The sequence below is a fragment of the Streptomyces sp. NPDC030143 genome, from assembly GCF_055573695.1.
Genome location: NZ_JBVIAY010000013.1, coordinates 62,620 through 84,739, shown reverse-complemented (window position 1 = coordinate 84,739; position 22,120 = coordinate 62,620). Strand labels below are relative to the sequence as shown.

The window sequence follows — 22,120 nt, the reverse complement described above, 5'->3', positions numbered from 1 at the left end:
GGCCTGACGGGCCGCCCCGGTCATGAGGAATCCTGTGAGCATGTCCCGCGATCACGTGGAGCCGGTCGAGCGCTCCGTCAGCGCCGCCCCGCCGGCCCCGAGCACCCCCCACGGTGCCGAGGCGCCGTTCCTCGAGCTGCTCACCCGGGGTGCGGCCGCCGAGGCGTACGAGCGTCCGGTGCTTCTCGCGCGCGCCGAGGGACGACCCGCCGAGGAGACCGCGGCCCTCGAACACGCCCAGCTGCTCGCCCTGCGCGTCCGCTCCGAGCTGGAGAAACGCCGTCGGCGCGAGGCCGAGCTGTCGGCACTCTTCGAGACCGCGCACGACCTCGCGGGCCTGCGCGACGTGGACGCCGTCCTCCGGGCGATCGTGCAGCGCGCCCGCTCGCTGCTCGGCACCGACGTCGCCTACCTCAGCCTGAACGACCCGGTCAGGGGCGACACCTACATGCGGGTCACCGAGGGCTCGGTCGCCGCCCGCTTCCAGCAGCTGCGCCTGGGGATGGGGGAGGGCCTCGGCGGTCTGGTCGCCCAGACGGCCCGCCCGTACGTCACCGACGATTACTTCCGCGACGAGCGCTTCCGGCACACCGCGACCATCGACGCCGGCGTGCGTGACGAAGGTCTGGTGGCGATCCTCGGCGTTCCGCTGACCCTGGGGGCGAACGTCATCGGGGTGCTGTTCGCCGCCGACCGGCGCGCCCGCGTCTTCGAACGGGAGCAGATCGCGCTGCTGGGCTCCTTCGCCGCGCTCGCCGCGGCGGCCATCGACACCGCCAACCTGCTCACCGAGACCCGCTCGGCGCTGGCCGACCTGGAGCACGCCAACGAGATCATCCGGGACCGCAGCGGAGTCATCGAGCGCGCCTCCGACGTCCACGACCGGCTCGCCGAGCTCGTGCTGCGCGGCGGCGGGGTCCACGATGTGGCCGACGCGGTCTCCGAGGTCCTCGACGGCGACGTGGCGTTCACCGAGACCGCACCGGCGGCAGCGGTGGAGGCGTCCCGCGCCGAAGGACACGCGGTGCGGCACGCGGACGACTGGATCGCCGCCGTCGCCGCCGGCGGAGAACTGCTCGGCGCGCTCGTCCTGCGCGGCCATCCCGGCCTCGACCCCGTCGACCAGCGCACCCTGGAGCGCGCCGCGATGGTCACCTCACTGCTGCTGCTGGCCCGCCGCTCCGCCGCCGAGGCCGAGCAGCGCGTCCGCGGCGAGCTGTTGGACGACCTTCTCGACGCCCGCGACCGCGACGGGCGCCTGCTGCGCGAGCGCGCCCAGCGGCTGCGCGCCGACCTCGACGCGACGCACGTGGTCCTCGCCGCCCGCCTGGACACCACCGAGGCCGACGCCGACCAGGAGGCGGACGCCCGCCGGCGCCTGTGGTCCGCAGCCTCCCACCTCGCCGCGACCCGCCACGGTCTGGCGGCGGCCCGTGACGGCGGCACCGTCCTGCTGCTGCCCCTCGACCCCGGCACCTCAGCGACGGAGCTGGCCCGCCGCACCGCCCGCCACCTCGGCACCGCCGTCCACGAGGCGGTCACCGTCGGCGCCTCCGCACCGGTCGGCGACCTCGCCACCCGGCCGGAAGCGGCGGCCGCCGCCTACGAGGAGGGCCGCCGCTGTCTCGACGCCCTCCGGTTGCTGGGCCGCTCCGGCGACGGCGCCGCCGCCGAGGACTTCGGCTTCCTCGGACTGCTGCTCGCCGGGGACCGGGACGTGGTGGGCTTCGTGGACCGCACCATCGGAGAGGTCGTCTCCTACGACGAACGCCGCGGCACCGACCTCGTGCGCACCCTCGACGCCTACTTCGCCTGCGGCATGAGCCCGGCCCGCACCAAGGACGAGCTCCACGTCCACGTCAACACGGTGGCCCAGCGTCTCGAGCGCGTCGCCCGTCTCCTGGGGGAGGACTGGCAGAGCCCGGCCCGCGCACTGGAGATACAACTCGCTCTGAAACTGCACCGGTTGTCGGAACCGATACCGCGCTGACCCCCCGTACGCGCTGGGCGTACGAGGGGTCGGCGGCGGTACCGGTGTCAGACGACGCGGGCGCCCTCCGCCGCGTCCCGCCCCCGCCGCCCCCCGTCGGCCGCCGGCTCGATCCCGCCGAGATCGCGGTGGCGGGTCTCCTTGGCCACGCCCACGGCGACGACCGTCAGCAGCGCCGCCGCGATCACGTACAGGGCGATCGGCGTGGAGCTGTCGTAGTCGGCCAGCAGCGCGGTGGCGATGAGCGGCGCCGGCGCACCCGCCGCCACCGAGGCGAACTGGGCGCCGATCGAGGCACCGGAGTAGCGCATGCGGGTCGCGAACATCTCGGAGAAGAAGGCGGCCTGGGGCGCGTACATCGCCCCGTGCAGCACCAGACCGACGGTCACCGCGAGGAGCAGGCTGCCGAAGCCGCCCGTGTCGACGAGCGCGAAGAACGGGAACATCCACAGGCCGACGCCGACCGCGCCGACCAGGTACACCGGCCGGCGCCCCACGCGGTCCGAGAGGGCACCCCAGGCGGGGATGACCGCGAAGTGCACGGCAGAGGCGATGAGGACGGCGTTCAGGGCGGTCTGCTTGGAGACACCGGCCGAGGTCGTCGCGTAGACCAGGACGAAGGCGGTGATGACGTAGTAGGAGATGTTCTCCGCCATGCGCGCGCCCATCGCGACCAGCACGTCACGCCAGTGGTGGCGCAGAACGGCGACGACGGGCAGCTTCTCGGCGTCCGCCGCCCGTGTCGCCTTCCGTGCCTCGGCCTGCGCGAGCGCCTGCCGGAAGACGGGTGATTCGTCGACGGAGAGACGAATCCACAAGCCGACGATCACCAGCACACCGGAGAGCAGGAACGGGATGCGCCAGCCCCAGTCGCCGAAGGCGGCGTCCGACAGCACGGCGGTGAGCAGGGACAGCACGCCGGTGGCGAGCAACTGCCCGGCCGGCGCCCCGGTCTGCGGCCACGAGGCCCAGAACCCGCGTCGGCGCGCGTCCCCGTGCTCCGACACCAGCAGGACGGCTCCGCCCCACTCTCCGCCGAGCGCGAACCCCTGCACCAGTCGCAGCACCGTCAGCAACACCGGGGCCGCTGTACCGATGGTCGCGTGGGTGGGCAGCAGACCGATCGCGAAGGTCGCCCCGCCCATCAACAGCAGGCTCAGCACCAGCAGCTTCTTGCGCCCGAGCCGGTCCCCGTAATGCCCGAAGACCAACGCCCCGAGCGGACGCGCCGCGAACCCGACGGCGTAGGTCAGGAAGGACAGGAGGGTGCCGACGAGGGGGTCGGAGTCGGGGAAGAACAGCTTGTTGAAGACGAGGGCGGCCGCGGAGCCGTAGAGGAAGAAGTCGTACCACTCGATGGTGGTGCCGATGAGGCTGGCGGTGACGATGCGCTTGAGGTTGGCGGGGGGTGGGGGAGCGGTGGTTCCGGAGGCCATGTGCGCCACTTCCTCGTGTGCGGTGGGGACGGGTGGGTGTCGGCACACCGTAGGAAGACGCAGGTCAGGCGCACATGTGGCGGGGCAACATAGTTCGGGGGTTGGCTATGCCTGTGGCCACCATGCCGGCTCGCGGAAGGCGGTTCAGGGGCTCGGAAGTGGGTGGAACATGTGCCGTCCGGGACGCGTAGTTCCGGGTCAAGGTGGCGGTGGGGACTTCCCGTGTGGTACTCCCAGCGCCTCAAATTGGGGAAAGTGGCCACGTTTTGGCGTAGTGGTGCCGCTCAGCATGTGGTATTCGGAGGCCCGTTGACGTGGGGCAAAGTGGCGAAGGTATGGCGTAGCGGTGCCACGTTCCCGTGCGGCTGAATAGCCGTATGCCTCGAACCGAAGAGAAGCAGCAGCCTGTCCTTGAACTCCGCCTCGGTGGCGTGCACGTCGTCGTCCAACGCATCTCACCCTGGCTGGTGGCCGCCGTCGTCACGGCACTCGTCGCAACGACGGGCAGTTCACTCGCCGCATGGTTCACATCTCGTTGAGACCTTGCCAGACCGTGCAGCGAGGTAAGCCGTACAGCACTGCTGCCCCGGCCATCCTGGTCGGGGCAGCAGTGCGTCGGGCGCCGGTCAGCCGGCTGCCGTGGCCTTGGTGAGGGCCTTGTCGAGGTTGCGGTCGACGAGGGCCGGGGAGCCGGAGACGATCAGCAGCAGGCTGTCGTCGCGGATGGCGGTCTGCTTGACCACGGTGCTCCGCCCTCCCGTGGAGAGCGTGAGGAGCTGGCTCCACTGCTCATCACCGACGCCGTGGGGCGCGGGCAGCTTCTGCGAGGTCACGTCGACCGGGGTGCCGCCCGCGACGACCTGATAGGTCGGGCACCCGGTCATCGCGTCGAAGATCCGGGCGATGCCGTCGGAGAGCTTCCTCGCCCTGTCGCTGTACAGCTCCTCGGAGATCTCCGAGGAACTGCCGCCGTAGGTGAATTCCGCCTTCGCCTTGTGCGGGAAGGAGAGCGTGCCGCCAGTCGCCGCGTCGCCGCCCAGCTCGCTCAGGGCCGGGCAGCCGATGACGGTGACGTCGTCGTGCTGGGAGCGGGACGGGCGTCGTAGGCGCGCCGCGGACCGGGGATCACCGGTGTCTGCGCCTCGGCTGGCCGGCGCGAAGCGCCGCCTCACGGCGGCGTGCCAAGGTGCCCGGTGATCGCGCTGCCGCCCGGCCCGAGGAGTCCCTCGCTGACCCGGTTGCGGCTGCCCGGGCTCGACCCCGACCGCCGCTACACGGTGCAGGTGCGTAACGACGTCGGCGCACCACGGACCGAGTGGGCGCCCCGAGCTGACTGAGCGCCACCGCACCACTCGTGCTTCCAGGCCGGCTGCTCGCCGAGGTGGGTCTCCAGCTCCCCACCCTGCTGCCTGGCAGGCCGTGGTCTTCCACCTCACCGCCATCGTGTGACGACGGCACCCGGACCTCCTACCAGGTCCGGGTGCCGCCCAGGCTGTTCGCCGATGCCGTCAGCCCGAGGTAGGGCCTGTCCTCCGCATCAGGGCACCACCACTTCGAGTCGAACGTCGGTCAGTTCCTCTCGCAGGTCGCGGGCCGGGCTGAGACTGAAGACGGGAACTCCGCCCCTGCCGAAGTGGACTCGGTGCATCGCGGACGAGACCACATCGTGACCCACGGGCGAGGCGACCGCGTGGTAGCAGATCCAGGTGTTGCCGTCGTAGTCAGTGAAGAGGGAGTTGTGCCCGGCACCATAGAGCCCTTCTACCGACTGGTAGTTCAGGACCGGCGTGATCGCCTTGGACCATGCGGAGGCATCCAGGTAGTCACCGCCTCGGGGAATACTCAGCATCCCGATGGAGTAGGTGTAGCCTCTGGCCGCTCCACCGGAGTACGTGATGTACACGGTCTCGTCGGTCAGGAACGGGTACGGGCCTTCGTTGTTGATCGTCCCCTGCACGTTCTCCCAGCCGTACAGCGGGCGCGTCAGCAACACCGGTTCGCTGATGAGACGAGTGGGATCAGCCACGGTGGTCTCCGCGATGTAGACCATGCTGCCCGAGTCCATCGGCGAGCCCAGACCTGTCCGGGATGACCAGACGAGGAAGCACCTCTCGTCAGCTTTGAAGTAGGTCATGTCCAGCGTGATGCTGCCACTCTCGGCCAAGTAGGAGCCGTCGGCCTTCCGGACCCGTACGGGGGTCTCCCAGCTGTCGGCCTGCATGATGTCGTGACCCTTCCTGAGTCGCATCATGTGGCACTGCGGCCCCCACTCGGTGCCGCTGACAGCGAACAAGATATAGAGGTCGTTGCCGATCTGGTGGAACTCAGGGGCCCAGAAGGTCTGCACGAAGCCCTTGCTCTCGTCCGCGTCGAGGATCACCTGCTCGCGGAACCCGTCGTCGAACAAGCCGTTGATCGTCTCGGACTCTCGGACGTAGAGGCCGATGGCGTCCACGTTGTCGTTGGTCGCGATGTAGTAGTACTTCCCTTCCCAGGGCAGAATCACCGGGTCCGCGTACCCGCGCGCCAATGGGAAGGGGCGAACGGGAGTCTGCACCGTGCCGGAGACTCGGTAGGTTCCCGGAGCCGAGAAGTCCACTGCACTGGTGTCCCAGGCGACAGACTTGTCGGCCGTGGAACCGTCGGAGTAGACGGCTGTCGCCTTCACCGCGGCCAGTTCCGACAGGGAGGACGCGACGACACTCCTGGGGACGCGGGTTTCCGTATGCGCCCGGGGCGTCCACCGGTCCCGAACGGCTTGAGCGATCGACGGTTCCACCGCGAGCACGTTCCCCGGGTTGATGTCCGTCAGGTTGCAGGGGTCCGCAACCTGCGGGAACCGGGATCCCGGCCGAGGCCCCTTTGACCCTCCTCCTGCGAGATCGACAACCTGGTTCACGAACACGTTTCCGTCGGCGTCTCGCCACAGAAACTCGTACGCACCGACCGCCTCGTCGTACTGACACGCGACGGCATCAATATGCACGGAGTTGTGCAACCGAAGGAGCCCTCGGGATCGGAACTCCGTCAGATCGGTCGACGTCCACACCAGGACACAGCCACGGCTTTCCTCGTCCTGTGCTCCCCGGGGTGCGACACGGACGGCGACCAGCCCGAACCCGCCTTCTCTCGTGCGGAACAGATAGGGGTTCTTGGCACCCTTCTCCAGGATCGTGTTGTGCTCGCTCACCGTGGCTTCGGGAAACAAGATCCCGTAGTTCTGGTTGAGCGGCTCAAACGGTGCTCCGTCTTCGCTCAACGCGAGGTGGATGCTGTTGCTCAGCGACTCCGTGTACTCGCCGAGAGGTGTTCGGGTGTAGACGAGAACTCTGTCTTCCATGACGAACCCCGTTCAGTGTCCGGCGCTGATAGATGGTCTCTGGATCCGACGACGGTTTTGGACGGAGGGCGACTGGTGGTCGGTCAACCAACCTACGAGGTCGTAACAGGATCACGAGCGGGTCTTCTTGAGGCGCCTCCAGCAGATGAGAGAACAGCCCAACGAGACGAAGGCCTCGTGGAGTTCGAGACGTCGTTCCCATCGGACGGCGAGGCGCTTGAACTGGTGGAGCAGGGCGAAGGTCTGCTCGACGACATAGCGGAGTTTGCCCAGGCCCCTGATGTTCGCAGAACCCTTGCGGGAGATCACCGGCAGGATCCGGCGCCGACGCAGTTCGTGGCGCACGGCCCTCGAGTCGTACGCCATGTCGCCGAGCACGGCATCGGGGCGCCGACGGGGACGGCCAGGCGTCCGGCCACCGTTCCGGAGGGTGAGAGCCGCTCCGAGAGGCGAGGGCACGGGAGTTGTCGATGGCCGAGGTCGACGCCCTTTCCTGGCACGACTTCGAGAAGTACCTCGGCGCCCGAGCACGGTGCGGACGTCGCACTCTTCGTCACCACCTGCCGTGCCCTCACCCGGCCGCCCTCCAGTTGGCGGTGCGCCAGCGCCCGGAGTCCGGTCACGGCGGCTGGGTGCGTCAGCCGTGACCGGAGCCAGGGGTTCAGGCCGGGTCGCCGTAGACGACCCCCCGTCCGTTGGTGCCGAAGTAGACACGGCCGTGGACGCGGGGGTCTCCGGTGATGGTGCCGCCCGTCCAGGCGTATTGGTGCCGGTCGTCGTTGATGCGGACCCAGGTCCGGCCCGCGTCGTCGGACCGGAAGATGCCGCGCACGCCGCCGATCTTGGAACTGGTGAACACCGCGGGGTACGGAGCGCCCGGTGCGGCCTTGCCGAAGCCGACGGCGTCGCCCTGGTCCACCGTCTTGATCCGGGTGAAGGTCGCTCCGGAGTCGGTCGAGCGCCACATGCCGTACGGGGTGGAGGTCCCGTCCTTGTCGGTGCCACCGGCCAGCCAGATGTCGCCCTCGTGGCCCGGCACCGCCTTGAACCGCACGTTTCCCTCGGTGGGCAGACCGGTGGCCGCCGTGCGGCCGAAGCTCTGGCCGCCGTCGTTGCTGAGGTAGAAGTAGCCGGAGGCGTACGCGTAGAACTTCGCCGGGTTCACCCGGTCGGAGCGCACGGGAGCCCCAGCCGGCAGCCCCTTCGAGGCCGTCCAGGTCGCTCCGTGGTCGTCGGACCAGCTGACTGGTGCTCCGGCCGGGGACCACACGATCCGTCGGCCGTCGGCCCCGACGGCGACGGCCTGGTCCTCGACACCAGGGCCGGTGAGGCCGGCCGGTTCGTCGCCGGACGGTTTCCAGGTGTCACCGCCGTCGGTGGAGACAGCGAAGTGCTGGGTCCAGCCGCTGGTGGGGCGGCCGACCCGGACGACGGTGTGGGGCGCGAGCTCCGCGTAGTCCAGGGCCGGGGTGTTGTCGAAGGTCGGGGTGTCGTACATCTTCGACGCTTTGTGCAGGTCCGTGTGCCGGAAGCCGCCGACGTCCCCGATGCCGGAGAACAGATGGGCGCGCCCGGCCGGCGGGCTGATCAGGGACAGGACCGCTGTCTCCTCCAACCCCTGGGCGCGCACGGACAGATGGACCGTGCCGTCGCGGTCCCAGTCGGTCAGGTTGTCCGCGCCGTAGATCGTCGCGCCGGTCCCGTACATGAAGTGGTCGGAGTCGAACGGGTCGATCTGGACGGACTCCATCATCCAGCCGAGCTTCGGGGTCAACTCGGGGGGATTCACGGTGGCGTTCCACGTCAGCCAGGGGGCGTCCGAGATGTCGATGTCGTAGCGGAGCGTGCGCTGTCCGTCCGCGTCCAGGTCCCAGATTCGGCTCCAGGTGGCGCCGCCGTCGGTGGACCGGAAGAGGAGGCAGTCGGGCCACCACTTGATCTGGGTGGACACCATCAGGGTGTCCGGGTTCTGCCGGTCGATGGTCAGACCGCTGTAACCGTAGGCGTTCTCGTCGCTGGTGGAGGGGACCGGGCTGATACGGGTCCAGGTGTCGGTGGCGGTGTCGAGCTTCCACACGTCGCCCTTGGAGCCGTCGTAGGGGCCGGCGGTGTCGCTGGTCGCGAGGTACAGGTAGCCGCCTTCGTGGTCGAGGACGGCGTGGTGCGGGATGTACCCGGTGGGCTGGCCGGGGACGCGCTGCCAGGTGGCTCCCGCGTCGGTCGACCGGTACAGGATGTTGTCCTTGTCGGCGACGGTGACGTACAGCGTCCGGGTGGCTCTGCCCGGTCTGCCGGTGCGCTTGTCGAAGACGACTTGCAGCACGCCGAGGTTGTCGCCGTTGTAGCCGTCGGGGTCGCTGGGGTCGGGGACGAAGTTGCCGACGTTGGGGAAGCTCGTCACCTTCGCGAAGGTCTTGCCGTGGTCGGTGCTGCGCCAGAGCCCGTGGCCGCCGCGCACTCCCAGGTAGAGGATCTTGTTGCGGTTGGGGTCGATCACGAGGCGTTCGCCGATGCCCCGGCCGGGCATGTTGCCGCCCAGACGGAACGGCAGCGGGGTGGTCTTCCAGGTGCGGCCGCGGTCGGCCGAGCGCAGGATCGCCGCCATGTCCGGGTCCCAGTCGGGCAGGGTGTAGGTACCCGCCGCCAGATAGACCCGGTCGGGGTCGGCCTCGTCGGTGGCGATGCTGATGATGCCGGTGTGACCGTAGGTGTCCCAGCCGATCCAGTCGGTGAGGGGGATCCACCGCCGGGACGCCTTGTCCAGGCGGTAGGCACCGCCGATGTCGGTGCGTGCGTACACCAGTCCGGGCTCACGCTGGTTGAAGACGATGCCGGTGACGAAGCCGCCGCCGACTATCTCCGCGTTGCGGAAGCGGTACGGCGCTCTGGCCCTTCCGGAGCCGGCGGCGGACGCGGCGGAGGGGGCGAGCACCGGGAGCGCGGCGGCTGCCGCGCCGGCGGCCAGCATTCCGCGCCGCGAGAGGTGCGGGGTGGGAGGCATGGACGGTCCTGCCTTTCTGGTAGGTGTCTTGGCTTCAGCGCTTGGCCGGTGTGCGCACGAGAAGTGGGTGTCCGGGGCGTCGTCAGGCCAGGTGTTCCGCCATGTCGGACCCCTCCCGCACGAAGACCGGGATGCGTTCCAAGGGGGCTTCGGCGTCGAGCGTCGTGCCGCCCTTCAGCAGGGCTCCGGTGGCAGGGTCGAGCCAGTCGGTCCCGGCCGGCAGGTACACCCGGCGGGCCCGGGCGCCCGCCTCGTACACGGGCGCAACCAGGACATCGGGGCCCAGCAGGAACTGGTCGTCCGCGTCCCAGGCACCCGGGTCCTCGGGGAAGTCGAAGAACAGCGGGCGCATGGGCGGGGCGCCGGTGCGGTGGGCGTCCTCGGAGAGGCGGTGCAGGTAGGGGCGCAGGCGTTCACGCAGCAGCAGATGCTGCCGCAGGATGTCGTATGCCTCCTGCCCGTACGACCAGACCTCGTTCGGCCCGGCGGTCATGTCGGTGGAGAAGGTGGGGTGGTTCGGCTCGCGGTCTCCGTGCAGCCGCATGACCGGACCGAAGGTGCCGTACTGGAACCAGCGGATGAGCAGTTCACGGTAGTCGGGGTCGTCGGGGTCGCCGCCGGCGAAGCCACCGATGTCGGTGTTCCACCAGGGGATGCCGCTCATCGCGACGTTCAGACCGGCCCTGATCTGGCGCGCCAGGGAGTCGAACGTGGTGGGGATGTCGCCGGACCACAGCAGGGCGCCGTGTCGCTGGCTGCCCGCCCAGGCCGACCGGATCAGTGACAAGGGGCGGTCCTCGCCCGTCGCGCGCAGACCGTCGGCCACCGCGCGGGCGTGCTGCAGCGGGTAGAGGTTGGCGGCTTGGGCGGCGGGCCCGGCCGCGTACACCGCGCGTTCGGCGAGCTCCGGGGGCATGTCGGGCTCGCAGGCGTCCAGCCAGAGGCAACTGACGCCCAGGGAACGGTAGTTGTCGTTCAGGCGCTGCCACAGTGCCGCGCGGGCGCCGGGGTGCGTGGCGTCGTAGTACGCCATTGGGCGGGTCAGCGCGTCGCCGCCGTGGCGGGAGGGCCACGGGAAAGTGAGCAGGCCTCCGTCGGCGTCCCTGACGAGATGCCCGGCCGCGCGCAGTTCGTCGTAGGTGTCGCTGTCGGGTTCGACCGTCGGCCAGACCGAGACGGCGAGTTTCACCCCGAGCCGTCCCAGCTCTTGCGTCATGGCGGTGGGGTCGGGCCACTCGGCGGGCTCGAAACGCCAGTCGCCCATGCGCGGCCAGTGGAAGAAGTCACAGACGATGACGGACAGCGGCAGGCCGCGTTCCTTGTACTGCCGTGCCACCGACAGGAGTTCGTCCTGAGTGCGGTAGCGCAGTTTCGACTGCCAGAAGCCGGACGCCCACTCCGGCAGCAGGGGCGGCCGGCCGGTGGCCTGTGTGTAGGCGTCGAGGATCTGGGCCGGGGTGTCGCCCGCGGTGATCCAGTAGTCGATGCGTCCGCCGGCGTCCGCGGTCCAGCGGGTGGCGTCCGCGCCCAGCTCGACCCGGCCGGTGGCGGGGTTGTTCCACAGCAGCCCGTAGCCCCGCGAGGAGTGCAGGAAGGGGACGGCCGCCACGGTGTTGCTCTGGACGAGATCGATCACGCAGCCCTTCTGGTCGAGGCGTCCGTGCAGATGCTGCCCGAGGCCGTGGAGCCGTTCGCCGTCGTAGGCGTCGAAGGACTGCTGGGTGCGGCCGCCGGCCGCGAGGACGCGGGAGCCGGTGTGATGGGAGCGCGGGTCGCGCTCGGCGAGGAGTACGCGACCCGAGTCGACGTGACGGAACGTCAGCCGGCCGTCCGTCGACGCCTCCACGGCCAGCCGGCCGTTGACCAGACGGGCACTGCCGTCGTCCGATGCGGACAGGGCGTCGGGGGTGGCGGGCGCCGGGGTCTCCAGCGCGCCGGGGGCGGCGGAGTCGAGGGTCCCGGCCGTGGCCCGTACGCGTACGGCGTGCGGGCCCCAGGGCTCGATGCGGAGCATCTCCGCCGCGGTGTGGCGCTCCAGGCCGCCCGCACGGATGCTGTAGGACACGGTGTCTCCCTTTGATCGTCTCGGACGCGGCCCACGTCTATGAGGTCTCCCGGCCGCGGCAGGGGCCGCGGCGCCGGGATCAGGAGGGGGCACAGACATCGCACAAACGTGTTTTGCGCTGGTGGGCGCGGTGAACGCTCAGTCGTCCGCCGGGGACGAGTGGAAGCGGAACGCGGCGAGGCGCAAGCGCCCGCGCAGGATCAAGGTCAGGTCGTGCGGGCCGGGTTCGACGCCGGACAGCTCGGCGGCTACCTCGGCCCATGTGTACCGGTCGCCGGTGACCGGGACCATGATCCGGCCCAGGCTCCGCTCGCCCGCCCGCACTTCCACGCTTGCCTCGCCCTCGGCCTCGCCCTCGGCCTCCTCCTCGCGGGCGACCTCGGCCGCGAAGCGGACGGCGCCGGTCAGATCGGCCGAACGGAACAGCAGCGTCGTGGGGCGGGACGGATCGAAGGGGGCGACGGCGTCGCCCGCGGCCCGGGTGGCGTCGACCAGGACGGCGCGCGTGTGGTCGTCGAAGTCGCAGGCGCGCGTGCGGCGGCCGACGACCGTCCGGGGCACGGGTGGTGGCCCGGTCACACGGAGCCCCGCGCCGGCTACGACGTCCCCGGCGGAGCGTGCCACCAGCACGTCGTAGTCGCCGGGGTCGACGGTGAAGGAGCCGGTCCCCACGTCCCAGTGGGCGAACTGTTCGGCGGGGAGCCGGAAGTCGAGCCGCCTCGTCTCGCCGGGTTCGAGCCGGACCTTGCGGAAGTCGGCGAGGCGCAGCCGGGGCGCCTGGTAACGGGCGTGACGGGGGCGGACGTAGAGCTGAACGACCTCGCTGCCGGGCCGGGATCCGGAGTTGACCGTCGTCACCGAGACGTCCAAGGTGCCGTCCTGGGCCATGGTGTGCGCGGAGAGCCGCAGGTCACGATAGGTGACATCCGCGTACGACAGGCCGTGCCCGAACGGGTAGAGCGGCGCGGCGTGGTGGTACTGGTAGGTCCAGCCGGCCTTGATGATGTCGTAGTCGAGCAGGTCCGGCAGTTCGTCGTCGCCGCGGTACCAGGTCTGCGGCAGCCGTCCCCCGGGATCGGCCTCGCCGAGCAGGACGGCCGCCAGCGCATGGCCGGTCTCCTGGCCGCCGTGGGAGGTCCACAGCACCGCCGGAAGATGCGTGTCGGCCCAGTCGACGGCGTAGGGGTAGCTGCTCATGACGACGAGCGCGGTCTCGGGACGGACCGCGGCGACCGTCCGCAGCAACGCCCCCTGGGCTTCGGGCAGGGCGATTCCCGAACGGTCCTCGGTCTCACGGCCGTTGATCATCGGGTGGTTGCCGAGGACGACGATGGCCGCGTCGGCCGACGCGGCGGCGGCCCGCGCCTCGGCCGTCCCGTCGTGCAGCAGCTCCCGCTGCCAGCGCTCGGCCGCCGCGAGGCCGTCAGCGGTGACGTGCACGCTGCCGTCCGCGGGATCGACGGCGGCGTAGCGGCCGGTGCGCACATGCCGGACCACCACGACGTCGTCCTCGTCGTCCGGGGCGGGCTCCAGGCGGAACGTCTCGTCGACGAACCAGTTCTTGAGCGACGTCCGTTCGGCGACGAGTGAACCGTCGTCGCCGCAGCGGAGATAGCGGCCGGTACCGGCCTCGCACAGGGTGACAACGCCGTCGCCCCACTCCTGAACGTCGAAGGCGCTCTTGCCCAGGGGATCGCCCGTGGTACGGGAGCGCAGCGCGATCCGGTCGGTGCCCGGCACGCACACCACCTCGCCGCCCAGGGGCGCGAGCGCCGCCCGCAGAGCGGTCGCGATGCCGACCTGGTACGGCAGAGTGCCGCTGTACCAGTCCTCGTACAGCGCGTCCGCGTGCGGGCCGATGACCGCGATCCGCGCGGCACGGGCCGGGGCGAGCGGCAGCAGGCCGTCGTTCTTGAGCAGTACGACGGACTCCGCCGCCGCGCGGCGGGCGAGGGCGCGGTGCTCGGGGCAGTCGACGACCTCGGGCCCGATGCCCGCGTACGGGTCCAGGTCAGGGTCGAACTCGCCCAGCCGGAAGCGGAGTTGCAGCTGTCGGCGGACCGCGCTGTTTACGTCCTGTTCGTCGATCAGGCCGCGCTCCAGAGCCGCGCGCAGTCGGCCGATCACGGTCGCGCTGTCCTCGCGGAGGTCGGTGAAGTTGTCGATGCCCGCCTTCAGGGCCGCGGCGTGGCCCTCGGCGTGGTCGTCGAAGTAGTGCTCCGGTGTGACGAGGTTGGTCGGCGCGCCCTCGTCGCTGACCACGAACAGCTCGTGGCCCGTGGGCCTCGCCCAGGCCCGCAGTTCTCGCTCGAGCAGCGGACTGACGTGGCAGGGACGGCCGTTGACGAGGTTGTAGGCGGCCATGGCGCCGGTGGCCGCGCCGGAGGCGATGACCGGGCGGAAGGCGGCCAGGTCGTACTCGTGCAGTACGCGCGGGCGCAGGCCGGAGGAGGTGACGCTGCGGTCGGTCTCGTTGTTGTTGGCGAGGAAGTGCTTGAGTACGGGAGCGGTCCGCAGGTAGGCGGGGTGATCACCGGTCAGTCCTCGGCAGTACGCGGTGGCGACGCGCGAGGTGTGCAGCGGGTCCTCCGAGTAGCCCTCCTCGTTGCGGCCCCACCTCGGATCGCGCAGCAGGTTCACCACGGGCGACCAGACCTGCAGCCCGTTGGGGCCGGGCCCGGTCGGGGCGGGCCGATGCCGGTGCAACGCGCGCAGTTCGGCGGAGACGGCTTCGCCGACGGCGTGCACGAGTTCCTCGTCCCAGGTGGCGCCGAGCCCCACGGCCTGGGGGAAGACGGTCGCCCTGCCGAGGCCGGCGACACCGTGCAGCGCCTCCGTTCCGGTGCGGAACGCGGCGATGCCCAGGCGGGGGACGGCGGGCACGTACTGGTGCAGCATGGCGAGCCGCTCGTCGAGCGTGAGCCGTTCCAGCAGGTCGTCGACGCGCTCGTGCAGCGTGAGCGCGGAGTCGCGGAAGGGGGGCGTGGCTGCGGATGCGGACGCAGAAGTCACGTGAGGGATCCCTCGGCAGACGGGGGTCGAGTGGTGGTGGAGAGCATGCGTCGAAGCGCTTCGACGCTGACATTCCCGCTCCGTTGCTGTCAATGGTTCGAACCGAGGAATCTTCCCGGGAGTTGACACGTCATTCTGCCTCTTTCCTCTTGTTCCGAAGAATTGACTCGGTTAGCTTCACTGTTAAGTGAAGCGCTTCGATTCCGATATCCCGCGACTGGCTTCCCCACCTCCGTACAAGGGACACCGAAGGACACCAAGGACAACGAACAGCGGGACTTCCGCTGGGGTCACAGCGCCCTGCGACTCGACTTCACCGTCGGCGACGACGACCGCGGCCGCCTTGCGCATATGGGCCGCCCCGGCGACGTGGGCGGCGACGACGGCGCGTCCCTGCCTCTGGTGGAGGTGACGGCGACGGGCCACGGCCGGGGCTGGTCGGGCAGCCGCCTGATCGGGACCGCTCTCGGTGCCCGGCTGCGCCACCGAGGGCACCGGGCGGGCCGGGACGGAGACTGGCACACCCTGACCGTGGACCTGCACGACCCGGAGACCGGGCTCGCCGTCGAGATGACCTACCGGTCGCCGGACGGCGTCCCCGTGCTCCGCGGCGAGGCGACCCTGCGCAATGAGGGGCCGGACACGCTGCACCTGGAATCGGTCAGTTCGCTCGTCGTGGGCTGTCTCACCCCGCGGGACCCGGCAGCGATCGACGCGGCCGGCTGCGACCGCCGTCACCCCCGAACAGGGCGCCGTGTGGGCATATCCGCAGCCTGGAGACTCCCTTGACGAAGTCGCCTTCACGATGACGAGCGCACTTCTGGGCCGCATCCACCTCTCCGGCCGTCTGCCGGAGCTGGGGCCCGAAGCCCGCGGACTGGTCCATGAGGCGATCGCCGTGTACCGGGCCGTCCGCGCCGATCTGCCGCAGGCCGTGCCGTCCTGGCCGCTCGGGCTCCCCGCCTGGGACGCCCCGTGGGCCGCCCTCGCCCTGCACACGCCCGCCACCACCTACCTCACGCTCTGGCGCCGCCCGGGCGGGCAGGACACGGTGTCCGTCCGTCTGCCGCAGCAGGCGGGCGCCGCAGCCCACGCCGACGTGCTGTACCCCGCCGCACGCGGGGCGAGCGCCGCCTGGAACCCGGACAGCACCGAACTCACCGTGACCCTGCCCACCGCGCCCTCGGCGGCACTGCTCCGCATCACCCGCACGACGCCGGAGGCCTGAGCGCCGCCCCGGCTCCCCGGACGTACCCCACGTGGTGGTCACCGGTGAGTGCGTCGATGACGGGCAGCACCGGCCCGTCGGGCGGCGGACACCCTGGTGGAAGAGCGCAGTGCGCGGCGGGGCCGGCGATCGCGTCATCCGTGATCGCCGGCCCCGTCATAGCGCCTTCCCCCGCCCTGTTCCTCGGCGTCACCCCTTGATGGCGCCCGTGAGCATGCCCTTCTTGAAGTGCCGTTGGACGAACGGGGAGACGACGGCGACAGGGATCAACGCGAGGACCATGACGGCCATCTGCAGGCCCAGTGCCGAGAGCTGGCCGGTGTGGACCGCCTGCTGGAGACCCGTCGGTGCCTCGGTGTTCTTCTGGACCAGCTGGATGAGCACGTTCTGCAGCGGCATCATCTGCTGGTCGGAGAGGTAGATGGAGGCGTTGAACCAGGCGCTCCAGTAGCCGACCGCGTAGAACAGGGCGATGACGGCCAGCACCGCCCGGGACAGCGGAAGGACGATGGTCAGCAGGATGCGCAGGTCACCGGCGCCGTCGATGCGGGCGGACTCGGTGAGTTCGGGGGAGATCCCCATGAAGAAGGCCCGCAGCACCAGGATGTTGAAGACGCTGACGGCGCTCGGCAGGATCAGTGACAGGTAGGTGTCCGTGAGGCCGAGTGTCTGCACGAGCAGATACGTGGGGATCAGCCCGGCTCCGAAGAACATGGTGGCCATCATGGCCGTCAGGGAGAACCGGTGTCCCAGGCTGCCGGGCCGGGACAGGCCGTAGGCGGCGAGCACCGACACCGTCATGGAGAACAGGGTGCCGACGAGGGTGACGCCGACCGAGACCGTGATCGCCCGGCTGACCTGGCCGCCGCTGAGCAGTTCGGTGTAGTTGACGAAGGTGATGCCTCTGGGGACCACGACGAGGCCGCCGGCCTGGTCGATCACGGGTTTGGGGGAGAGGCTGGTGACGATCACGATCCACAGCGGTGCGAGCACTGCCAGGCAGCACAGCAGGAGGAAGCCGCTCTTGGCGGTGATGCCGGCCTTGCCCGGCGGCTCCTCCCACACGGGACGTGCGGGCGCCTGGAGACTGCGGATCAGCTGGGTGTTGAGGCTCATTTTTTGTACACCCCCTGCTCGCCGAGCAGGTGCGCGAACTTGTTCGCGCCCAGGACGAGCGCGACTCCGATGAGACCCTTGACCAGGCCGACCGCGGCCGCGTAGCTGAAGTCGCCGTTCTGGATGCCCACGTTCCACACGTAGGTGTCCAGGACCTCGGCGGCTCCGACCCCGACCGCGTCACGCTGGAGCAGGTACTGCTCGAATCCCACGCTGAGCGCGTCGCCGACCCGTAGCACGAGGAGCAGCGCGATCACCGGGCGCAGCGCGGGCAGTGTGACGTGCCACATGCGCCGCCAGCGTCCCGCACCGTCCATGGCGGCGGCCTCGTACAGGTCGGTGGAGACGGCGGACAGGGCTGCGAGGAAGACGATGATTCCCCAGCCGGCGTCCTTCCACACGGCCTGCGCCACGACCATGTACTTGAACAGGCTCGCGTTCGTCATCAGGTCGAAGCCGCTCCACCCGTGGTTCTGCACGGTCTGGGCGATGATGCCCGCCCCGCCGAAGACCTGCTGGAAGACGGTGACCACGAGGACCCACGAGAAGAAGTGCGGCAGATACATGATCGCTTGTGCCACGGCCCGCACCCGGGGCCGGACCACGCTGTTGATGACCAGCGCGAGCACGATGGGGACGGGGAAGAACAGCACCAGTTGGAGCAGGAACAGCACGATGGTGTTGCGTACGGAGTCCCAGAACGGCGGGTCGTGGAGCATCCGCGCGAACTGTTCCATGCCGACCCAGGGGCTGTGGAAGACGGCCGTGATGCCGTTGCCCGCGGCGTACGGGTCGTAGTCCTGGAAGGCGATGACGTTGGCGAGCAGCGGAACGTAGTTGAAGACCAGGAGAAGGACGAGGACGGGCAGCGTCATCAGGATCAGCGTGCGGTCGCGGCGCAGCCGGACCCGGAAGGGCACCCCGCCCGTGCGGCGGGCCTTGCCCGGTACGTGTCGGGTGAGGACGGCAGTGCCGGCCGCGGCCACCGGCTCCTCGACGGCCGCGGGGGGACGCGTCCCGTCCGGCCTGCTCCCCGCTGTGAGGGACATCAGCGACCACTGCCGTTCTTCTCCAGCAGCTTCTTGTACCAGTCGCGCAGTTTGTCGCCGCCGGAGGTCTTCCACGTCGAGATGGCCTGCTGAACGTCGGACAGCTTGCTGTTACCGCGCACGAAGTCGATCTCGAGCTGCTCGAACGGGGTGGAGATGTTGGCGTAGCGGCGCGGTTCGAGGATGTTCATGCCGTACGTGGACGTCTTCTTGACGAAGACGCCCTGGCGCTGCTGCCACTCGACCTGCTTGCGGGTGATGTCCGGGTAGTCGGGGTGGGCGAGGTAGGGCGCCGGGGTCGCGAGCATCCCCCAGGCGTTGTTCACCTCCTGGATTCCCCGGTCGTTCTTGACCGGGACGCCGTCCTTGATGGTGTAGTGGGTGCCTTCGACGCCGTAGTCGACGTACATCCGCTCCTTGGTGCCGTACGGGGCCGCCGCGAAGTTGGCGGCGGCCAGTGCGTTCTCGACCGTCTCCTTGGAGGCGCCCTTGCGGATCATCGACCAGGTGCCGGCGGGCTGACCGGCGTACAGGGTCGGGTCGCCGCCGTCGGCGGCGAAATAGTCCATGCCGTCGATCTCGAACTCCGGGTTGGCCTTGGCCTGTTCTGCGGTCTTGCCGTACCAGGCGGACATGTCGCCGTTGAAGACCAGGATCTGCCCGGCGGTGAACCGCTGGGTCGGGTCACCGGTGTTGGCCCTGTCGTCGGGGTGGACGACGCCCGCTGCGAACAACTTGCGGACCCACTCCAGGTGTTCGAGGTACTCGGGGTGCTCGATGCGGTACGTCAGCTTGCCGTCGCTGCTCATGTTCCAGCCGAGCGTGCCGGCCGGCTGCAGACCGAAGATGGCCCCCGCAGCCCAGCGCATGTCGGCGCAGGCCCACACCTTGGCCTTGGCGCTGGTGGCCTCCTTGGCCCAACTGAGGAACTCATCGGCCGACTTGGGGACGGTGTAGCCCTTCTTGTCGAAGATGTCCTTGCGGTAGTACGGAACGATGCCGGGCACGGGGGCGCCGGATATGGGGATGCCGCGCAGTGCGCCGCCGAAGATGCTCATGCGCCAGGCGTCGGACGGGATCGCGGCGAGGTTGGGGTACTTCTTGACCTCGTCGCCCGCCAGGTAGGGGCCCAGGTCCATGAACTTCGCGATGACGGCGTTGGGGATCTTGCCGGTCAGTTCCCAGCCGGGCACGACCACCATGTCCGGTATGGAGCTGGAGGCGAGGACGGCACCGAGCTTCTCACCGTAGGTGTTGCCGTCCTGGTTCTGCCAGGTGATCTTGGTGCCCGCCGCCTTGTCGAGTTCCGTGTAGTAGGCGCAGTCCGGCTTCGGCGGGGTCCCCCAGAGCGGAGCCATGACCTTGAAGGGGGCGCCGGTCCCGAGCTTGTCGGGGACCGAGGCGGCAAGGTCGGCGAGGTCGATCTTGCCGGTGTACCCGGCCGCCGAGCCGTTCTTCGAAAGCAGGTCGGGCCGCGCGGTCGTGCTGGCGACGTACGTCGGGAGCAGCTTGGCTGCGTTCTTGCCTGATGTGGTGCCCTCGCCTGAATCGCCGCTAGAACCGCTACAAGCGGTCAGGAGCGGCATCCCGCCGGCCATCGCAGCGGTGGCGACGGCCGTGGAGGTGAGGAAATTCCTGCGGCTGAATCCGGCTGGGGAGACGGTGTTCGGTGTCATTGCTTCAACCCTTCGTTGTGCACCTGGACACCCGGCGATGGGCCGTCGGCTGCGGTGTCGGGAGAACTGGCTGAGCTGAGAGCGGCGCGTCGGCACGGCTGCGCAAGAACGCTGTCGAAGCGCTTCGATTTGGCCGCGAGATTAAGTGACGCCCTCCAGGGTGCACAAGAGATTTCGCCTCAGTTTCTTCGAAAAGGCAGAGACGGGGATGCGTACGGGCTGGGTTTCCATTTGACGACATCAAAAGCAGCGCCTCGTCGGATTAGGCGTTATCGAAGCGCTTCGACAAAGCATGGAATTGTGGCATGAGTGTGCCTGCGCGGAAGGTGGCGCGAGAGTCGGAGTGCGCGTGATGGCGCACCCGACGACTTCACTCAGCCTGAGGCGACCCTGGCGGCGCCTGCTCCGGGGCCGGCCGCTGCTGTCCGTGGGCGTCGCGCCGGTGTCGGGGCGTGGCCCAGGACGTAGCTCTGGATGACGGTGGCCGCCGCGCCACGGGCCCAGTGGGCGAAGTTGTTGTGTCGGACCTCCACGTCGACAGGGGCGGCATCCGGGACGCGGTCGGCCCGGATGCCCTCATCCATGGCGGGACGGGCGGCTTCCGCCAGACGCACGGCTTCGCCGGTGACCACGATCTTCTGTACCAGCGTGAAGTTGGCGACCGCGGCCAGCAGGCGGCCGAGGGCGCGACCGGAGGCGGTGACCACGGCCGTGGCGACGGGGTCGCCGTCGGCTGCGAGGTCGAGGCACTCGTCGTAGGTCACCGGACGGCGCAGTCCTACGGAGACGGCGGAGCGGATGGAGGCGACGGAGAGCATCGCCGTGGCGCAGCCTCGGTGCCCCCGCGGGCAGAGCGGGCCCATCGGGTCGAGGGGGTGGTGCCCGAGCAGCCCGGCACCGACGTCAGGGATGTCGACGACGGTGTCGTGCATGACCAGGCCGTAGCCGATGCCCGCGCCGATGGCGACGACCGCGAAACGGTCATGACCGCGTGCCGCGCCGAACCAGTGCTCGGCCCGGGTGAGCGCCAGAAGGTCGTTGTCGACGGTGACGCAACCGTCGAACGCGTCCTGGAGGAGGCCCCCGAGGGGAACGCCTGTGGTCCATCGCAGAAACGGCGCGTCGGTCACCGTCGTATGGTCGACGACTCGTCCTCCGAGACTCACCCCCAGTCCACTCACCTGCGCATGCCTGGGGGTGAGCTCCTGCGTCAGCTCGTTGACGGTCGCCACGACGGAGGCGGGGTCCCGGCCGGTCAGAGGTCTGCGGCTGGAGGCCACCACCTCGGCGCGCATCGTGGTGAGGACGGCGTGGACGTCGTCGCCGGTCACCTTGGCGCCGATGAAGTGGTGGGCGGTGGGGTTGACGTCGAGCGGCCGAGTCCGGCGCAGGGTCCCGGACTCGGGGCCACCGTTGGTGTCCACCTCCACGAGTAGACCGCTGTCGACCAGCGGCTTGGCCAACCGGGTGAGGCTGCCGGCCGACATGTCGAGGCGACGGGCGATCTCGCTGCGGGGCAGGGGGCCGCTCAGCAGCACTTCCAGGGCGACCGCGCGGGTCGACGGAGCGGTGGTGGCGTCCACGGGGTGGCCCTCCCCAGGGTCGGTATGCGCGGCAGGTGCTCGGCTAGCAGGGGTCAGCATTCCACGCAACCGCGATTACTTCCATGGCGGAAGCATGATTGCCTGAATTTCGCGAGCAGGCCCTAGAAGGTGGGGTGGCTTCGAGGAGCTTCCGCATCGACTCTTTCGTGGTGAAAGTGTCGGTGGCTCAAGATGCCCTGGGCCGCCGCTCATCCGCGCGCTGAAGGGCTGGTTCGGCTCGCGGTCAGCGCGGAGTTGCTCCCACAGCAGTTGCCGGGCACGGGGGTGCATCGCGTCGTATTACGCCATCGGCAGGTGACGCTGGTCCCCGCCGCGCGCCGGCCAGTGGTGGCGCAGCAGGCCGCCGTGGCTGTCCCGGACCAGGCCGCCGCAGGCGCGCAGGGCATCGTGGTTGGCGCTGTCGTCCTGCAGGGTGGGCCAGACGGACACCACGAGCCGTACGCCGAGGGAGTCCAGTTCGGGAAGCCGGACACCGCGAGCCTCGCGGTGCTGGTGTGCAGGGTGCCGTCATGGCCGCCGATGCGCAGCTGCCAGGGATGCGGGCTGTCGGCCCTCACGTGGAGCCGGCCGCCCTCGCGGCACATGCGGAAGCGGGCCGTCTCG

General features: G+C 70.0%; 17 protein-coding genes. 5 read left to right on the top strand and 12 right to left on the bottom strand.

From position 1 onward, the window contains the following. Positions 1-40: 40 nt before the first annotated feature. On the top strand, positions 41-1,990 hold the full coding sequence (locus tag ACZ4YY_RS22460; protein WP_468292884.1) for a helix-turn-helix domain-containing protein: 1,950 nt from the start codon (positions 41-43) through the stop codon (positions 1,988-1,990). Between the two features lie 47 nt (positions 1,991-2,037). Here the strand turns inward: ACZ4YY_RS22460 and ACZ4YY_RS22455 are convergent, their stop codons facing one another. Further along, positions 2,038-3,426, bottom strand: coding sequence for an MFS transporter (locus ACZ4YY_RS22455; protein ID WP_468292881.1), 1,389 nt, complete (start codon positions 3,424-3,426; stop codon positions 2,038-2,040). A gap of 377 nt (positions 3,427-3,803) precedes the next feature. On the opposite strand from ACZ4YY_RS22455, the gene ACZ4YY_RS22450 reads away from it, so the two are divergent. Next, positions 3,804-3,965, top strand: a complete 162-nt coding sequence (locus ACZ4YY_RS22450; protein ID WP_468292878.1) for a hypothetical protein — start codon at positions 3,804-3,806, stop codon at positions 3,963-3,965. A gap of 87 nt (positions 3,966-4,052) precedes the next feature. Here the strand turns inward: ACZ4YY_RS22450 and ACZ4YY_RS22445 are convergent, their stop codons facing one another. The 3 genes from ACZ4YY_RS22445 to ACZ4YY_RS22435 all read right to left on the bottom strand — a co-directional run bounded on the left by ACZ4YY_RS22445 (position 4,053) and on the right by ACZ4YY_RS22435 (position 7,225). Continuing rightward, on the bottom strand, positions 4,053-4,598 hold the full coding sequence (locus ACZ4YY_RS22445; RefSeq protein ID WP_468292875.1) for a hypothetical protein: 546 nt from the start codon (positions 4,596-4,598) through the stop codon (positions 4,053-4,055). A gap of 365 nt (positions 4,599-4,963) precedes the next feature. Beyond that, positions 4,964-6,766 carry a family 43 glycosylhydrolase gene (locus tag ACZ4YY_RS22440; protein WP_468292873.1) on the bottom strand — a complete coding sequence of 601 codons (1,803 nt, stop codon included), beginning with the start codon at positions 6,764-6,766 and terminating at the stop codon, positions 4,964-4,966. 111 nt (positions 6,767-6,877) lie between these two features. Then, a complete protein-coding gene (locus ACZ4YY_RS22435; RefSeq protein ID WP_468292870.1) occupies positions 6,878-7,225 on the bottom strand; it encodes a transposase in 348 nt (115 codons plus the stop codon). 11 nt (positions 7,226-7,236) lie between these two features. Here ACZ4YY_RS22435 and ACZ4YY_RS22430 point away from each other — a divergent pair, with 11 nt between their 5' ends. Then, positions 7,237-7,413, top strand: coding sequence for a hypothetical protein (locus tag ACZ4YY_RS22430; RefSeq protein ID WP_468292867.1), 177 nt, complete (start codon positions 7,237-7,239; stop codon positions 7,411-7,413). 14 nt (positions 7,414-7,427) lie between these two features. Here ACZ4YY_RS22430 and ACZ4YY_RS22425 read toward each other — a convergent pair whose 3' ends face one another. From ACZ4YY_RS22425 to ACZ4YY_RS22415, 3 genes are all read right to left on the bottom strand, one after another. Then, positions 7,428-9,767 carry a WD40/YVTN/BNR-like repeat-containing protein gene (locus tag ACZ4YY_RS22425; protein WP_468292864.1) on the bottom strand — a complete coding sequence of 780 codons (2,340 nt, stop codon included), beginning with the start codon at positions 9,765-9,767 and terminating at the stop codon, positions 7,428-7,430. Positions 9,768-9,849: 82 nt separating this feature from the next. After that, entirely contained in the window at positions 9,850-11,832 is a 1,983-nt protein-coding gene (locus ACZ4YY_RS22420) for a glycoside hydrolase family 31 protein (RefSeq protein WP_468292861.1), read from the bottom strand. Positions 11,833-11,970: 138 nt separating this feature from the next. Continuing rightward, the gene (locus tag ACZ4YY_RS22415) at positions 11,971-14,844 is read right to left on the bottom strand and encodes a glycoside hydrolase family 3 C-terminal domain-containing protein (protein ID WP_468292858.1); all 2,874 of its coding nucleotides are present in this window, start codon (positions 14,842-14,844) and stop codon (positions 11,971-11,973) included. 351 nt (positions 14,845-15,195) lie between these two features. On the opposite strand from ACZ4YY_RS22415, the gene ACZ4YY_RS22410 reads away from it, so the two are divergent. Both ACZ4YY_RS22410 and ACZ4YY_RS22405 read left to right on the top strand, forming a co-directional pair. Next, a complete protein-coding gene (locus tag ACZ4YY_RS22410) occupies positions 15,196-15,633 on the top strand; it encodes a glycoside hydrolase family 36 N-terminal domain-containing protein (RefSeq protein ID WP_468292855.1) in 438 nt (145 codons plus the stop codon). A gap of 16 nt (positions 15,634-15,649) precedes the next feature. Continuing rightward, positions 15,650-16,072, top strand: a complete 423-nt coding sequence (locus ACZ4YY_RS22405) for a hypothetical protein (protein ID WP_468292852.1) — start codon at positions 15,650-15,652, stop codon at positions 16,070-16,072. 189 nt (positions 16,073-16,261) lie between these two features. On the opposite strand, the gene ACZ4YY_RS22400 is transcribed toward ACZ4YY_RS22405, so the two are convergent. The 5 genes from ACZ4YY_RS22400 to ACZ4YY_RS22380 form a co-directional block, all read right to left on the bottom strand. Further along, positions 16,262-17,188 (bottom strand): carbohydrate ABC transporter permease, encoded by a 927-nt coding sequence (locus ACZ4YY_RS22400; RefSeq protein WP_358480891.1) that lies wholly within the window; start codon positions 17,186-17,188, stop codon positions 16,262-16,264. Then, positions 17,185-18,237 carry an ABC transporter permease gene (locus tag ACZ4YY_RS22395; protein ID WP_468292849.1) on the bottom strand — a complete coding sequence of 351 codons (1,053 nt, stop codon included), beginning with the start codon at positions 18,235-18,237 and terminating at the stop codon, positions 17,185-17,187. The genes ACZ4YY_RS22400 and ACZ4YY_RS22395 overlap by 4 nt, the downstream gene beginning before the upstream one ends. Then, entirely contained in the window at positions 18,237-19,913 is a 1,677-nt protein-coding gene (locus ACZ4YY_RS22390; protein WP_468292846.1) for an extracellular solute-binding protein, read from the bottom strand. The genes ACZ4YY_RS22395 and ACZ4YY_RS22390 overlap by 1 nt, the downstream gene beginning before the upstream one ends. A gap of 374 nt (positions 19,914-20,287) precedes the next feature. Then, the gene (locus ACZ4YY_RS22385) at positions 20,288-21,496 is read right to left on the bottom strand and encodes an ROK family transcriptional regulator (protein WP_468292843.1); all 1,209 of its coding nucleotides are present in this window, start codon (positions 21,494-21,496) and stop codon (positions 20,288-20,290) included. A gap of 300 nt (positions 21,497-21,796) precedes the next feature. Beyond that, the gene (locus ACZ4YY_RS22380) at positions 21,797-21,949 is read right to left on the bottom strand and encodes a hypothetical protein (RefSeq protein ID WP_468292840.1); all 153 of its coding nucleotides are present in this window, start codon (positions 21,947-21,949) and stop codon (positions 21,797-21,799) included. Positions 21,950-22,120: the final 171 nt, after the last annotated feature.